Source organism: Bifidobacterium cebidarum (assembly GCF_009193305.1).
Classification (GTDB): domain Bacteria; phylum Actinomycetota; class Actinomycetes; order Actinomycetales; family Bifidobacteriaceae; genus Bifidobacterium; species Bifidobacterium cebidarum.
On the sequence record NZ_WBVS01000002.1, the window covers coordinates 272041 to 288356 of the forward strand.

At 59.1% G+C, this 16316-nt stretch carries 11 protein-coding genes and 1 tRNA gene; 8 read left to right on the top strand and 4 right to left on the bottom strand.

Going from position 1 to position 16316, the window contains the following annotated elements; all coding sequences use genetic code 11:
- Positions 1-314: 314 nt before the first annotated feature.
- A tRNA-Ser gene (locus tag F7D08_RS03365) sits at positions 315-402 on the bottom strand.
- Positions 403-791: 389 nt separating this feature from the next.
- Here F7D08_RS03365 and F7D08_RS03370 point away from each other — a divergent pair.
- The 8 genes from F7D08_RS03370 to F7D08_RS03405 all read left to right on the top strand — a co-directional run bounded on the left by F7D08_RS03370 (position 792) and on the right by F7D08_RS03405 (position 10635).
- Complete coding sequence (locus F7D08_RS03370) at positions 792-2264, top strand: DUF6020 family protein (RefSeq protein WP_152209269.1); 1473 nt, start codon at positions 792-794, stop codon at positions 2262-2264.
- 237 nt (positions 2265-2501) lie between these two features.
- Positions 2502-4316, top strand: coding sequence for an FTR1 family iron permease (locus F7D08_RS03375; RefSeq protein WP_152209270.1), 1815 nt, complete (start codon positions 2502-2504; stop codon positions 4314-4316).
- Positions 4317-4448: 132 nt separating this feature from the next.
- Positions 4449-5132 carry an iron transporter gene (locus F7D08_RS03380; RefSeq protein ID WP_152209271.1) on the top strand — a complete coding sequence of 228 codons (684 nt, stop codon included), beginning with the start codon at positions 4449-4451 and terminating at the stop codon, positions 5130-5132.
- A gap of 94 nt (positions 5133-5226) precedes the next feature.
- Positions 5227-6504 carry a DUF2318 domain-containing protein gene (locus F7D08_RS03385; protein WP_152209272.1) on the top strand — a complete coding sequence of 426 codons (1278 nt, stop codon included), beginning with the start codon at positions 5227-5229 and terminating at the stop codon, positions 6502-6504.
- 21 nt (positions 6505-6525) lie between these two features.
- The gene (locus F7D08_RS03390; RefSeq protein WP_152209273.1) at positions 6526-7929 is read left to right on the top strand and encodes an ABC transporter permease; all 1404 of its coding nucleotides are present in this window, start codon (positions 6526-6528) and stop codon (positions 7927-7929) included.
- Between the two features lie 30 nt (positions 7930-7959).
- Complete coding sequence (locus tag F7D08_RS03395) at positions 7960-9243, top strand: ABC transporter permease (RefSeq protein ID WP_152209274.1); 1284 nt, start codon at positions 7960-7962, stop codon at positions 9241-9243.
- Between the two features lie 36 nt (positions 9244-9279).
- Positions 9280-10077, top strand: a complete 798-nt coding sequence (locus F7D08_RS03400) for an ABC transporter ATP-binding protein (protein WP_152209333.1) — start codon at positions 9280-9282, stop codon at positions 10075-10077.
- Positions 10078-10080: 3 nt separating this feature from the next.
- Positions 10081-10635: an FMN-binding protein gene (locus F7D08_RS03405; RefSeq protein WP_152209275.1), complete on the top strand. Its 555-nt coding sequence runs from the start codon at positions 10081-10083 to the stop codon at positions 10633-10635.
- 202 nt (positions 10636-10837) lie between these two features.
- Here the strand turns inward: F7D08_RS03405 and F7D08_RS03410 are convergent, their stop codons facing one another.
- From F7D08_RS03410 to F7D08_RS03420, 3 genes are all read right to left on the bottom strand, one after another.
- The gene (locus F7D08_RS03410; RefSeq protein ID WP_193316182.1) at positions 10838-11374 is read right to left on the bottom strand and encodes a TetR/AcrR family transcriptional regulator; all 537 of its coding nucleotides are present in this window, start codon (positions 11372-11374) and stop codon (positions 10838-10840) included.
- 134 nt (positions 11375-11508) lie between these two features.
- Positions 11509-13671, bottom strand: a complete 2163-nt coding sequence (locus tag F7D08_RS03415; RefSeq protein WP_152209276.1) for a YhgE/Pip domain-containing protein — start codon at positions 13669-13671, stop codon at positions 11509-11511.
- Positions 13668-16313 carry a YhgE/Pip domain-containing protein gene (locus F7D08_RS03420; RefSeq protein WP_152209277.1) on the bottom strand — a complete coding sequence of 882 codons (2646 nt, stop codon included), beginning with the start codon at positions 16311-16313 and terminating at the stop codon, positions 13668-13670. The genes F7D08_RS03415 and F7D08_RS03420 overlap by 4 nt, the downstream gene beginning before the upstream one ends.
- Positions 16314-16316 lie beyond the last annotated feature (3 nt).

Consider the following 16316-nt stretch of genomic DNA (forward strand, 5'->3'; position numbering starts at 1 on the left):
CGGTTGTTTTGCGCGTTTGTACCATTCGCGTATGTCACGAAAGCGTGTTGTTGGGTCCTACGCATTGTTGTGGCAAGGATATTCGCGGAACTGCGTTGCCGCTGAGAATGCTCGGGAGTGGTGTCTTGCCACGCAGCCGCAAAAACGGCGAAAACATGTGATTGTGGCACATGTGCTTCAAGGTACTACGGCCTATACGCCTCGCGCTGCACTTTGCGTCCCCTCTGAGGCAAGCTGTCTGGGCTGGAACGCAGCAACGGATGTGATTCGGCACGAACAGAAAAAGGGTTTTCAGATTTCTCTGAAAACCCTGATGGCGGAGGATACGAGATTCGAACTCGTGAGGCTGTTACACCAACACGCTTTCCAAGCGTGCGCCATAGACCACTAGGCGAATCCTCCATGCACTGCGATGTTTGCTAGAAGCAAGCTCCGTAGGCAACTCGAATAAGCTACCATAGCTCGCGAGAAAATGCATGTTCGGCGTGTCGCGTCTGTAAACACATTCAGACCGACGTATGAATTCTTGATAAGTAACGCTGCATTCGTGTGCAGTCAACCTAGGCTAGACAACCATGCGAGGAGACACGCAAAGTGATGAGTATGTTCGCGGTAGCGGCGTGAAATTGTTGGCGGAGGATACGAGATTCGAACTCGTGAGGTTGCGCCAGTGGTTGGCCGCCCGTAACCTTTCCTCTTTCAAAACCGCGCTTCATGCTCGATTCGCGCCATACTTCATTCTGATTGCACTTGCTTGGCTTCCATGGCTCATTCTTACTTGGCCCGGCGCGATGCGCGACGATACCCTCGCGCAATACCTCCAAGCCTCAGGTCTCCACCACTACTACACGCAGCATCCGCTGTTCGATACGCTGATCTTCAAACTTTTCTGGGACACCGGTCGTGCGCTGTTCGGCACACCGCTCGCCGGACAGGCCATCTACACCATTGTTCAAGCCGCGGCGCTCGCCGCCGGTAGCGCATTCCTGCTGTGCTATCTTCGCAAAATTGGTGCCCCGCGCTGGCTGCGGGTGCTAAGTTTCATCTATCTCGCAACGAGTTACGTAGTAGTCGGTTCCATTGCCACCATGGGCAAGGATTCGCTGCATACGGTGTTCTTCCTGCCGCTGGCTGTGATATTCGCGGAAGTGTGCCGTACGAAAGGCACACTGCTACGCAGCATCCCGGTGGCCGTAGTCTTCACTGTGCTGATGTTCGCCGCCATCGCGTCCAAGCGAACGGCATTGCTGATCGTGCTGTGCGCTGGTGTCGGCATGATTATTGCGTGTCGCAAAGGTTTTCGACTCCGCGCGTTCGCCTGCCTTGCCATCGCCGTCCTGCTGGTCCAAGCTATCTGGTCGCCGCTCGCCGCTGCCGTAACGCAAGCCAACCATTCGCCTGGACGCGAAGTATGGGGGTTAATCACTCAGCCGGTCGCCCAAGTCGCACACGATAATCCAATAGCCATCAGCCCGGCCCAGTGCAGCAGTCTCAACGCGATCATGGATTTGGATAAGGCGGTTTCTAACATCAACCCCAACCGCACCAACGAAACGTTTGAAACCCTGTACACCAAATCGGAGCCTGGACATCCAGCGCCAAACGCACAGCAGAAAGTTGCAGCGCTTGCAACATGGGTTCAGCTCGGTGCCGCCAACCCCGGCGAATACGTAAAGGCCTATGCCGGTGTAATGCGCGGTTGGTGGGATCCGTCGCGGAACTTCGCCTATCCAACTGATTCCGACTACCTGTTCGCGCCCGGATATCTGAGGCAATGGGCATCGTTTTTGCCGGCGGAGGCGAGTGCCTCGCGGCGGCTGCACGCCATCAAGCACGATCTCGCTCCGCTCATGGGAACGTCGAACAAACCGCAGTGGAAGCATGATGCGCTGCGATTCATCCATCGCTGGGTGCGCGCGGACAATCCACTGACTGCGATGGCTTTGTATGTGACTTGGATGCCGCTCGGCCTGGGTGTTGCACTGGTAATGCAGACGATTCGGCGGAAGAAGCGTGTGAGAGAGGATGGCGAGAGCAGCGCGTTGCTGGCAGGCGTGGCCGGAGGTGGTCATGGTGGCAGGCGGTTCGGCGATCCTGGTCAGCTGGCTGCTGGGTTCGCACCGGCTCAGGCGCTCGCCGTCTATGGTCTGCTGGCGTTCACGGTACTGTCGCTCTACGCCTCGCCCGAGGCGCTGTTCTGGTATCCGATTCCGGTGTATTTCACGCTGCCGTTGTTTGTCGCACTGCCCTTGAGCCATCGTTGACGATTGCTGTGCCGGGCGCAAAGACCCCGCAATAAGCCGCCCACAATGCGGGAAGCAAAACTGTGCTGAGCGGTCGATGGTCAAATACTGAGATGAATTACGCTAATAATCACCTCAAAAATCACTCCTACTACCTCTCTTGTTTCAAAAAATCAAGACTGTTCTTCAAAAAGTTTTTTCTGTAGTTTGTGAAGTTGGTTTTGGTTCTTAAACCGTGCTCAGAGAGAGGAATAAGGCATGGTTCGTCGCGCCCGCATGCAATCTGCTGCGCAATCCACTGCACATCACAGTGTGATTGAGCTGCGCGTTCTGGCTGCAGTTGCTTTCCTGTTCGCATTGGTCATCGCTACTGTCGCTCCCGCTGTGGTGGCTGTGCCGCAGGCATTCGCCGACAGCAGCACCACTTCCAGCTCGTCCAGCAGCGTGGATTACGCCACTTGGGCTGACGTTTCCAAGGCGATGGATAAGCAGCTGAAGGAAGGTCAGAAGACCTACAAGGACGGCAATACCGCCGGTTCCACGTCCGCCTTTATGTCTGCCTACAACCAGATTTATGTGGCCTCGAACTTCACCGCCGTGGTGCACGACACCATCGGCGCGGACAAGCAGCTCGCTCAGCAGCAGGCATTCCAAAGCATTCAGAACCTCTCGTACACGTCCGGCAATGATGATCAGCTGTCCCAGCAGCTCGATGCGCTGACCGCCGACCTTGACGCCACGGCCCAGCAGCTTGATGCCAATACGTCGCTTGCCAAGCCGAAGGCCTACGCCGAAGCCCTGCAGAAGCAGCTGGCCAAGGAGCGCAAGGAACTCGACGCCAAGAAAAAGAAGAACCCGGGCAAGGGCAATCGCTCATGGACCGACGTGGCCAACGAGATGACCCCGATTCTCGACAATGCATACAAGGCGTACGCGGCCGGCGACGGCGCCAAGGGCGCCACGCTGGTGAACAACGCCTACTACCAGTACTACGAAAAGCTCGGCTTCGAGAAGAACGTGATGAACGCAATCAGCGGCAACCGCGTCTCGCAGGTGGAATACCAGTTCAAGATGTGCCGCAAGTCCATGAACACCGGTGCATCCCTGAAAGACACCAAGAAACTGATTGACGATCTGAAGGCCATGCTGGTTAAGGATGCCGGCATCCTTGACGGTGGAGCGGCTGATAAGGAGGGTGGCTTCACCAAGTTCATCACCAGCGCGGTCGGTCAGGCGTTCCTGATTCTGATTCGTGAGGGTCTTGAGGCCTTGCTCGTGGTGGCTGCTGTGGTGGCCTACCTCGTCAAGTCCGGCAACAAGCGCTTCACCAAGTGGATTTACGTGGGTGTGCTCGCCGGTCTCGCCGGCTCCGGCATTATCGCCGTAATCTTCACCTTGCTGTTTGGCGGCTCCGGCCCGCAGCAGGAAATCATGGAAGGTATCTGTGCACTGATCGCCATGGGCATGCTGCTGTGGACCAGCAACTGGATGCTCAACAAGTCTTCCGTGGAAGCATGGAACCGCTACATCAAGAACAAGACCGAAGCTGCCGTCAAGTCTGTCTCCTCACAGGTTGAGGCCGGTGAAAAGGTGGCATTCGGCACGATTGTGTCCCTCGCTATGCTGAGCTTCCTCGCCGTGTTCCGTGAGGGCGCTGAAACCGTGATCTTCTACCAGTCCATCTACTCGATGAGCCAGGATTCGCAAGGCATGTGGATCGGTGGTATTGCTGCGGCCGTGGTGTTGGTGATCATCTTCCTGATCATCCGCTTCACCTCGGTGAAGATTCCAATCGGTCCGTTCTTCCTGGTCACCTCGATTCTGATGTCCGTGCTGGTAGTCGTCTTCGCCGGCGGCGGCGTGCACGCGCTGATTGAAGGCGACGCGCTGCCTGCCAACTACCTGCAGGGCGTGCCCACCAACGACTGGCTCGGCTTCTACCCATACGTCGAATGCATTGTGGCCCAGGTGGTCGCCGCCATCGCAGTGATTGCACTGTTCGTGGTTGGCTTCATCAAGCAGCGCAAGCTCAAGGCTTCGGCCGCGGTTGCCGAAACTCCGGCTGCGAAGTAGAAGTAAGCGACTACCAACATAACTACAGACTTGCGGCACGGCCTTGGATTCGATTCCAATCCGAGCCGCGCCCATCAATAACTTAATAACAACATGTGAATGCAAAATTCACCAGAGAAAAGGAATAGAGAAATGATGAAGAACAAGAAACTGGCCGCTCTGCTTGGCCTGTTGCTCGCCGGCACTATGACTGTGTCTATGGCCGCCTGCGGTTCCACCAACACCGCCTCCGACACCAAGAGCGACTCCTCCTCCCAGCCCTCCGACTCCGCCAAGTCCGACACCTCCTCTGATGCCGGCGCCGGCTTCGAAGAGGTTCCGGTTGGCCCGTCCGGCACTGCTGAAGAGCAGGATCAGGAAGCTGGCCCGCTGACCGTGGGTGCTGTGTACTTCCAGCCGATCGATATGGAGCCGGCTTCCATGGGCCTCAAGGCCGCGGACGCCTCCTTCCACCTCGAGGCCGACATCCACGCCAACGAGAAAGGCACCGAGCTCGGCTACGGCAAGGGCGACTTCATCCCGGACCTGACCGTGAACTACACCATCATCGACAAGTCCACCGGCAAGGAAGTCGAGGGCGGCACCGCCACCTCCGGTACTTTCATGCAGATGAACGCTTCCGATGGCCCGCACTACGGTGCTAACGTGAAGCTCGACAAGGCTGGCACCTACCAGCTCAAGCTCTCCATCGAGTCCCCGGCCGCCAAGGGCTGGATGCTCCACGTCGATCCTGAGACCGGCGTCAAGGGCCACTTCTGGACCGAGCCGATCGAAGTCACCTTCGACAACTGGGATTACACTCCGCGTCAATGGTGAGCCACATCATGTAGCGAAATCGCTCCCCTCAGCCCGAGGGGAGCTTTCGCTGTTTTGTGGGACTTAACTTATAGATATCTAAGAAAGGGCGCGAATGCTGGAACAATTCGTTGCGGTGATGCCGGGGACGCTGGCCCCAGCGTTGCTGGTCATGTGCCTGAGCGTGATGCTCACGGTGGGCGAGGGCCGCGATAAGCCACTGAGCGCCTACTGGCGTCTCTGGGGGCTCGGTATCGGCATTGTTGCCGCCATCGTGTTCGCAGCCCTGAGAGCCACCGCAGTCATCAACCAGCGCACCTTCATCAACTACCCGGTGCTGATGGTCGCCGTCATCATCGATGTGCTCGCTCTCGCCGTGGTGCTGTGCGCGCATCTCATCACCCATAATTGGGCCAAGCATGCACTCTGGATGCATATTGCCAACGCCGTGGCCGCCGTGCAGATCGCGCTCACGGTGTTCTACGCGCTGCCGGACGTGATTCTGCAGCTCACCATCTGGGTCGAACCGGGTGAGACCGCGTTCACCTCGGCCATGCTGCTGCGCGCGCTCGGCTTCCTGCTTGGCGTGGCCATGTCGATTATCGTGGCCGCCATCTTCCGCACGATGCGCACCACCGCCGTGCGCGCGGCATTCACCGTGGCCGTCGTGGCCATGATGGCCATCCTGCTGATTCAACACTTCACCGGCCTTGCGCAGATCCTGCAGGCGCGCGGCTTCCCGATGAACCACACGATGTTCGTGGCCCTGGCCTGGTCAATCAACCATAATTCCGCGATGATCATGGCCCAGGCACTGGTGTTCCTGATTCCCGCCGTGGCTTCCGTGGTGGCCGGCTTCCGTATGAAGACCCACGATGTGCCCGGTGCGAACGAAGCCACCTTGCGCCGTCATAAGGCATTCCGCCGCCACGCCATCGCAGCAGCCGTGTGGAGTCTTATCGCCGCCATCGGCGTGACTGCAACACTGACCGTGGGTGTGGCCGCCACCCATCAGACCATTACGCTCTCGCCGCCCGAGTCCTACTCCTTGAAGGACGGCGTGGCCACGATCCCGTTCACCCAAGTGGAGGACGGCCATCTGCATCGCTTCGAGTACAAGGCCAAAGACGGCACCGTGATGCGCTTCATCATCATCCGCAAGAACGGCGGCGCATACGGCATCGGCCTGGACGCCTGCGAGAACTGCGGCGATGCCGGCTACTACGAGAAGAATGGCAAGATCATCTGCAAGAAGTGCGAGGTGGCCATCAACCTGGCGACCATCGGCTTCAAGGGCGGATGCAACCCGATCCCATTCCCCTACAAGACCGGCAACGGCAAAATCACTATCCAAACCACGGATCTGGATGCCCTGAGCGTCCACTTCCAGTAATCAGGGCAGGAGGCAATACTCATGTTCTTTCTGCGAATGATTGCGCGGTCGTTCACACGCCAGCTGCGCAGACGCCTGCTCATCGCGCTCACCGTGTGCCTGTCCGCCACGGTCAGCGTCTCGATGCTGGGCGTGGTGTTCGACGTGGGTGACAAGCTCAACGCCGAACTCTCCACCTACGGTTCGAACATCACCGTGCAGCCGAAGTCCGACGCCGTGGTCTCCGACCTCTACAACACCGAGGGCGGCGACGCCGGCACTTCCGGCGGCTCCGCCTCGGCCAGCGATCCGACCTCGTTCCTGAAGGAATCGGATGCCGCCAAAATCAAGACGATCTTCTGGGCGTTCAACATCACGAACTTCGCGCCTGAGCTGAACCAGCACGTCACCGCCATCAACACCAAACCGGTGACTGAGGGCGACGGCTGGTCCGTAAGCCTTGCCGACTACCCCACGAAGAAGAACGTTCCTGTGGTGGGCACCTGGTTCAACAAGAAACTCAAGTTGCCCTCCGGCGAGACCACCGTGGTGGGTGTTGAAGGCATGCGCTCATGGTGGCAGCTGCAAGGCCACTGGCCGAAGGACGGCACCAAGGAAGCCATCATCGGCAAGGACCTCGCCAAGTCGCTCGGTGTGAACGCCGGACAGTCCCACGAGGATGAGGCCGCGGTGCAGGTCGGCGGAACGGTATCGCTGATGCGCGGCGATAAGTCCATCGACTTCAAGATCGTCGGCGTCTACGATTCCGGCGATGACGACAACAGTGCGATGTACGTCTCCTCCGATCAGCTGCAGTCGCTGGTGAACCTGCCGGACTCGGTGAACAAGATCGAAGTCAAGGCGCTGACCACGCCGGAAAATGATCTGGCTCGCAAGGCCGCCAAGAATCCGGCCGCGCTGAGCCAGGACGAATGGGAAACCTGGTACTGCACCGCTTACCCCAGCTCGATTGCCTACCAGATCGAAGAAGTGATTCCAGGTGCCGTGGCCAAGCAGGTGCGCCAGGTGGCGGCACTGCAGGGCAATGTGCTGCAGAAGACGCAGGCTGTGATGATTCTGATGACAGTATTGAGTCTGATTGCGGCGGCTGTGGCTGTGGCCAATTTGATGGTCGCTTCGATTGGCGAGCGGTCGGCTGAGCTGGCGTTGCTCAAGGCCATTGGTGCTACGGATGGTGCGGTATCGCGCCTGATGATGGCTGAGACTGCGGCAATCTCATTGCTGGGCGCTGTGGTCGGTGCCGGCCTCGGTTCAGGTGTGGCGCAGCTGATCGGCCATGTGGTGTTTGGCTCGGGCATCACAATGCGTCCGATGGTGTTTGTGCTCGTATTCGTATTGCTTGCGGTGACCGTGCTGCTGGCTTCCGCTTCGTCGATTCGCTCGATTCTGAGCCTGAAGCCTGCGGAGGTGCTCCATGGTCGCTGAGTTCCGCTGTGTTGTGAAAGGAGAGTGCCGATGACGAACACCGGCATGTTCTTCAGAATGCTGTTCAGCGCGGTGTTCCGTCGCCGCTCGCGTGCAGTGATGGCTGTGGTGGCCTCTCTGGTAGGCGCTGCCACGTTGTTCTGCCTGGCCATGATTTGTATCGCCGTGCCACAACAGATGAACGAGGAAATGCGCGCTTATGGTGCGAATCTGATTGTGACGCCTACCGCATCCGGCGCGGATGGCAAAGCCGGCATCGACTCGGCCATGGTCGAGCACACCACTGAAATGGTGGCTACCAAAGGCTCCGAGAAGCACGCCACCTACCGTTATGAGAACGTGCGCGTGAACGCCGCGCCTTATGTGATGGCCGGCATCGATACCACTGAGGTACGTAACCTCAACCATCACTGGGTGGTGGACGGTAAATGGCCGTCCGCGGGCAAAGTGCTGATTGGCCGCGATGTGGCCGATGCGATGGGCCTCGAAGTCGGCGGCCGTATCACCATCGGCTACCGTGCCTCCGACAACACGTCCACGTCTGCTTCGACAAATAGTGGGTCCTCATCCTCGTCTTCCTCTGATGAAGGCACTGGCTCTGCGAATGCGGGGACTGAGGGAGCGACCTCCGGCCAGCAAACCCAGGATGGCCGCGTCTCCAGCGACATCATGGATACCTCCGGCACCGAATTCCGCGTCTCCGGCATCGTTGACACGGGCGGCAGTGAGGACTCCATCATCTACGCCACCAACGATGATGTCACCAAGCTCACCGGCGCCACGCGCGGTGTGGATGTCATCGAATACTCGGCCGGCACTGAAGATCTGAACGCGTTGGTCAAGAGCATTAATGCCATGACCTCGATGCACGTCAAGGCCCAACCGGTCACCAAGATCACCTCGTCCGATACGCGCATCATCACGATGCTGCAGACCCTGTTCTGGATTGTGTCGCTGGTGGTGCTGGTACTCACCCTTGTGGGCGTGGGCACCACGATCAGCTCTATTGTCTCCCAGCGCCGCAACGAAATCGGCTTGCGCAAGGCACTTGGCGCCAGCTCCGCGGCCATTGGCATTGAATTCTATGTGGAATCGGCCATGTATGGCCTGATTGGCGGTCTATTGGGTACGGCGATTGGTTATGGCCTCGCGCAATGGCTGTGCGTGGCCGTGTTCAGCCGCTCCATCAGCTTCAACTGGTGGCTGGCCGCCGGCTCGGTGGTTCTGGCCGCACTGGTCGCCGTCATCGCATCCATTCCGCCAGTCCACCGCGCCACCCGCATCGACCCCGCCGTAGTGCTGCGCGAGGAATAATATTCGTCTTTGGATCACAGGAGAAACATCATGGATATGCTGCTTGAACTCGACCATATCTCGAAGATCTACGGCGACCTGCATGCCGTGGATGATCTCAGCCTCACCGTGCCGCAAGGCGAATGGCTGGCCATCGTGGGCTCGTCTGGTTCCGGCAAGACCACGCTGATGAACATGATCGGCTGCATGGATACGCCGTCCAAGGGTTCGGTGAAGCTCGAAGGCCGCAAACTGGAGGATCTGAACGCCGGCCAGCTGGCGGATGTGCGCAAGAACCTCATCGGTCTGGTGTTCCAGAAGTTCTACCTCGTGCCGCATCTGACCGCTGTGGAAAACGTGATGGTGGCGCAGTACTACCACTCGGTGGTTGATGAGAAGCAGGCGCTGGAAGCCTTGGAAAAGGTGGGTCTGAAGGACCGCGCCCACCACCTGCCCGGTCAGCTTTCCGGCGGTGAGCAGCAGCGCGTGTGCGTGGCCCGTGCACTGATCAACGAGCCGAAGCTGATTCTGGCCGACGAGCCCACCGGTAATCTGGATGAGAAGAACGAGAAGATCGTGCTCGATCTGTTCCGTCAGCTGCATGAGCAGGGCACCACGATCATCGTGGTGACGCATGATGCGCTGGTGGCCAGCTGTGCCGAGCGCGAGATCATGCTCAACCACGGCGTGCTCGTGGGGGAGAAGTGGAATGATGAGAAGGCTCGTGAAGCCTATGAGGCCGCCGGTGGCAAGCCGGCCTCCACTGGCGCTCAAGTTGAGGGCGCTCAGAGCGGTGAGACCGCCATCGGTTTCGCCGACCCTACCAAGGCCGCGAAGACAGGCGGAGAGGAATAGGCCATGCCCAATAACGCATTGAAGAAGTCCGCCACTTTGGCGGCCGCCGGCTTGGTGGTAGCTGGCGCTTTGCTCGCAGGCTGCGGTGAATCTAAGGCCACGCCTATGGATGACTCCTACGCCGGCAATTCCGGTGAGACCGAGAAGTCACAGGAGGAGCAGTCGCAGTCGAACGGCTCCGATTCCTCCGATTCCAGCTCGTCGGATTCCTCGCAGGATCAGTCCTCCAGCACCACCTCCGATAAGAAGGATACGGGCAACTACAAGGACGGCGATTACTCCATCAACGGGCAGTACGGTCCGGTGGGCGAGGATTCCATCGATGTGCATCTGACCATCAAGGATGGCAACATCGAAAACGTGGAGATTGTGGGCCATCCGTTCACCACCATCTCCAAGAATCATCAGGACGCCTTCGCCAAGGCCATCAACGGCGTGGTGGACGGCAAGCCGTTGAAGGATCTCAAGGTCGACAAGGTGGCCGGCGCCAGCTGGACCTCGGATGCCTTCAACAAGGCGCTCGAAATCGCCCGCCAGGAAGCCTCCATTCAGCAGTAGTGGGGCCAATTGTCGAATAACTCATAAAAATGCTCCACTGATTAGTTCTCAGCGTGGTGTTTCCTCGGTCTGATATGCGGTTCGTTCCACTGAGCGGCTCCCAGTGGGACAAAACCTCGAGGCAACCGCAAAAACGCCGCACTACGAAGCTCTCAGCGAGGCGCAACCTCGATAAAGTTGATTGATTGTCCCACTGACCGGTTTACGCCAGCAGCGCGGGCCAGAGCAGGTCGGTCATGCGCTGCGGCCATGCCGCGATATCGCTGTCGGCAGGATGCTGATCGATGGCCTCATACGCCACCAACGAGCCGATGATCGTGGAAAGCAGCAGACGCTCATCGAGACCGGGGCGGAACACGCCTTCCGCGGTCCCCTCATTCAGGAAGCTCCTCAATTTACCGAGCCACGGGGTCACCACCTGATCGACGATGTGATGGAAGAATTCGGCCTCGCTGGACAGCACGATGCCCACGCTGCGCACGTCGATGTTGTTTGCACGCACCCAATCCACCAATTTGCTCAGCATCACGGTGAAATGTTCGCGTGTTGGGCTCAATGCCGGCGACAGCTCATCTTCCGCATTGACCAGATACATGGCGCTGATGCCGCGCAGTAGCTCGTTGGAATTATGGTATCGGCGGTAAATGGTGGTTTTGGCCACACCGGAACGCCGGGCCACCTCTTCGATGGTCACGCCGCTGATACCGCGCTCCACGGCGATCTGCAACGTGGCGTGCATCAGTTTGCGATCCGTGGCCTCGCGCCTGCGTTCGGAACGTGGCATGTTCGTCGGTATGACGTTGGCAGCCGACTGAGTCGACGGGATGGTACCAGATACGGTTTCCATGATTGCTTCTTTCCTCAACACAGTCATCAGCTCAGCACCTTGGTGCTTTCCACCTTGGCCACATACCACTGGTTGAATTTCACCAGCGGCTTGCGCAGCAGCAATCCGAGCAGCAACAGCGGTGGAATGAATAGCAGCAGCAATCCGGCGGACTTCCAGTAATCCAGGTCGTAGATGCCGGCGATGGCGGCGCGCATCATCGTGACCACATGGGTCAGCGGCAGGAACGGGCTCACCTTGGAGATGAAGTCCGGCAGAATCTGCACCGGGTAGGCGGCGTTCGCGCCGGAGATCTGCACAATCAGCATGAGCACGCCAATGGCCTTGCCCACGTTGCCGAAGCTCACCACCATCGTGTAGGTGAAGAACGAGAACACCAGCGAGCCCAGCCAGCCGGACAGCATGAACAGCAGCGGATGCACGGCCTGCACATGCAGGAACAGCAGGTCGCCGGCCAGAGACACGGTGGACTGCATCAGAGCAATCAGCGCGAACACACCGTAATGCCCGAAGAACAACTGGTGTGGTCGCGGATTGCCAAGCTCGCGTCGAGTCCTGCGCGAGACCGTGGTCTTCAAGGTGACCACCATCAATAGGGCGCCCACCCACAGAGGAATCAGTGTGTAGAAAGGCGCCATCGACGAGCCGAAATTCGCCACGGGGAACACTGCCTTGCGCTTGAGCTGCACCGGGGCAGCCAGCGTGCTGGCCAAAGCCTCCGGATCATTGCCGAGCACTTCCTTGACCATGCTCATGTCGCCGCTGTTCAATGCGTCGGTAAGCTTGCCGTTGAACGAGGTCAGCTCATCACCGGCATTGCGCAGCTTGTCGGCGACCTTATTCAGCGTGGTTCGGGCATCCGCCAGCATCGTATTGGCATCGCCGGAGGCATCCTCCACGTCACCCAAGGTGGTTTTCAGCTGTGCCGAACTGGATTGCAGAATGCCGGAAGCATCGGATGCGGACGAGGCGAGCGCCTCAATCTGCGGCTTCACATTCGTGGCGAAGTCCGACTTGACATCGGCGATGCTGCTCTTCGCCTGGGCGGCCAGATCCTTGACCTGCTGGTGCTTGTTCTGCACTTCCGTGTTGCGATTGCGCACGCTGGTTGCGGCATCATGCAGCGCATCCTTCAGTTTGGTCTGGCGGGCGATCGAACGGTTCAGCGCCTTGACCACGGCTGCGTTATCACCCAGAATGCCGGCAAGCGTATCGCGAATCGACGTGTACTGCGCAATCTGGTCGGCCACTGCGGAAGCCTGAGCGTCGAGCTCCTTGGCCACGGTCGTGGATCCGTTATCGGCATCCTGATACAGGCTGTCGATCGAATCGGAGACCGCGCCAAAACTGTTGGCGCTTGCGTCCAGCGCCTTGCCCATCGCATCGGTGGTGGTGTTCAGCGCGCCGGCAACATCAGTCACGCCCTGCTTGGCGGTTTTCAGGTTCTTGCTGGCCGTGGCCGCCGAATCGGAAGCCTGCTTGATCAGGCCGTTCGAGGTTTCCAACAGGGTTTGCGCCGAATCGGTGAGCGCGCTGTAGGTGCCGAGCATGTCGGCCGTACTGCTCAGCTGGTTGGCGAAATCAGCGATATTCGCGTTGAACGTGGTGAGCTGCTGCTTGGCTTCCGGCTGAGCCAACTGATCGGCCAACGACGAAGCGATCTCCAGGCCGGCGGACGTAATCGTCTTGGCGAACGTGGTGTTGATCTCCGCAGCCACCTCATCCGTGCCCTCGTTGAGCAGGTTCGGAGCCAGTGCGTTCTTCTTCTCGTTGCGGTAGTAGGTCAGCTTGGCGTGCTGCACATCGTCGGAGAAGAACGTCATCATGTCTTTGCTGAAGGACTTCGGAATCACGATGGCGGCATAGTATTTGCCGGATTTCGCACCGTCGATGGCGTCGTCCTTAGAGGTGATCGTCCAGTCGAGCTGACTGTTGGCGCGCAAGGCGTTCACCACCTGATCGCCCACGGTGACCTTCACCGGAATCAGGTCGGAACGGTATCCCTCATCCACATTGGCCACGGCGAACTTCAGGTTCGACATATTCGAGAACGGGTCCCAGCAGGCGGCCACATTGAACCAGGTGAACAGGCCCGGAATCATCACCAGACCGATCACGATGATAATGGAGACCACATTGCTGGTCAGACGCTTGACATCTCCAATAAACAGTTTCCAGATCTTGCTCATCGTGCGTGCTTGCCTTCCTTGTTCTGGGCGATGTCGTGAAGGTTCGGCAGGTCGGCGAGGTTCTTGCCTGCCAGGTTGGAGAGCCTGGTGGTTGGTGCGTCGCTGCCATTGGTGGAGGATTCGGCATGGCGGCCGTACAGCATCGAGCGAATCGATTCATCGGAGAGATTGCCGAGCTCGGTTTGGCGGCGGATGGAATCGCGCATGTATTCCACCACCATCAGGAAGCCGATGATGATGAGCACCCAGGCCAGCCAGGTGGCCATCACCACGATCTTCTCGCTGGTGGTCAGGGAGAAGACGATGATCAGGATGGCCGGTACCACGAATCCGGCGATAAGCGCGCCGAACAGCAGCTTCGGATACTGCTGAGTGAACTTGGCGGCGCGGCGTTCGATCGCATGCTTGTATTCGGTGCGGTTGGCCAGTGCGGAAATCGCCTGCGTGACCTTGTATTCGCTGGCTTCGATATGCACCGGTTCGCCGAGAATCATGTCGCTTTCCTCGATTTCACGGGCGAACAGCCGGTTCAGGTTGGCCAACCTCGGGCGGGCCGCCAAGCCCAGCAGGAAGGCGAGTGCGGCGAAGATCAGCAACTTGCCGATGTATCCGAACCATTGGCCGTCGTAGAAGCCGCCGATGGTCTCACGCATCGCGTCGATCGAATAGGTGAACGGCAGCAGCGGATAGATGATGCGGAAGAATCGAGGCATCATCTCAATCGGGTAGAGTCCGGAGGCGCCCGGCACCTGCAGAATCACCAATGCCACGCAAATGCCCTTGCCCACATGCATGAACGTGGTGGAAAGCGCGAAGATGACCGACATGTACACCAGCGAGGTGATCCAACAGGTGAGCAGGAACACCGGAACGCTCGCGCATTGCATACCCAACACCAGATCGCCGATGCCGGTGACCAGACCTTGCGTGGAAGCCAGCGTGGCCAGCAGGAAGAAACGGCCCAGATAACCTTGCGTGGGGGTCAGATTTTCGATGCCTTCGTTATCGGTTTCGAGCTTGGGAATCACCACGAGCACGAATGCGCCCACCCACAGGGCCAGCGTGGTGAACAACGGGGCCATGCCGGAGCCGTAGGACGACACCGCGTAGATGGTCTTCTCGTTGATCACGGTGGGGGACAACATGAAATCGGCGATTTTGCTGGCGTCGAGTGAACCGTCGCTGTCGATCAGCGAGCCAAGTGACGTGGAGATGCTCATCGCCTTGATATCAGTGGCCAAGGTGCCGAGCTTGTCCTGCACGGTGGCCAGCGCCTTGTCCGTGTCGGCGAGCGCGGTTTTGGTGGAGACGGCGGCCTTGTCCAGCTGGTCGAGCGCGTCCTTGGACTGGCTGATCAGCGCATCCTGGGAAGTGATGTCGTTGGACAGCGTGGTCGCCGTGGTGCTCAGCGTGTTGAGTCCGCTGTTGAGTTGCGGCAGCGAGCCGGAGACCAGTGTGCTGCGGGCGTCATTGGTGGCCTGCAACGTGGTTTGCGTGGCGGTGTTGAGATTGTTCGCCAAGCCTGCGGTGTTCTTGGAGGCGCTGCCGATGGTGGTATTCAGGCTGCCCAGGTTGCCTAGGGTGTTGCCGAGTTGGCCATTGCGCTTCTCCAGCTGATCAATGGCGGATTTCAACGGCTCCTGGTCGGCTCCCGGCAGGTCTTTGAGCGTGGCGAGAATATCCGCGTTCGCCTGGTTGATGTCCTCGGCGGTGTTGATCATGCCGCCGACCTGCTGGTTCGCTGCGTTGATGGCACCGGTCACGGTGCCGATGTTCTGATTGGCCTGCGAAGCCGCTTGGCTTAAGAGGCTGGATCCTTGGTCGAGTGCGCCGGATGTGGAGGTGACGAAGCCGTTGATGCTGTTCTGTGCGGTGCCAATGAGCTTGGAGGTGCCGGCCAGTCCTTCGGCGGCGTCGATGCCGAGTTTGCGGGCATCGTCCAGTGCCTGCCGCGCGGTGCGGGTCTTGTTGGGCGCATCGTCCAGCTTGGTCTGCAGTTTGGCGATGGTATCGCGCGTGTGCTGCACGTCGCCGGATGCTTCGTTCAGCGACGTGACGGTTTCGGCTTTGGTCTTGTCTCCGGTTGCCAAAGCCTTGTCGCCCACTGTGTTGATGGTTTCGGTCAGTACCTTGGACACGGTCGAGACGAACGTGGAGTTCACCGTGCGGTCCACGGTGGAAGCGCCCACGTCGGTGACCTTGGGGGCGATGGCGCTGGCCTTCTCGTTGACGTAATACTCCAGCGTCGGTTTGGAATCGCCGCCGGTCACGACGCCGGCCAAGGAGTCGGAGAAGTCCTTGGGAATCACGATGGCGGCATAGGCCTTGCCGGACTGCACCATATCCATCGCCTCGGCTTCGGACACGAACGTCCAGCCGAGCTGGTCGTTGTTCTTCATCTGCTTGACGATCTGGCCGCCGAGGTTCTGCTTGCCGATCAGGGCGTTGTCGGTGCCGGCATCGTTGTTGGCCACGGCCACGGTAATGCCCTTGGTGTTGCCGTACGGGTTCCAGAAGCCGATGATGTTGTACCAGGAATACAGCGGCGGGATGAATACCATGCCGAACAGGATGACCCACGCGGCTGGCACTCTGAACAGGCGCATGAAGTCGCGCTTGAGAACCTTGAGAATGTTGCCCACTGA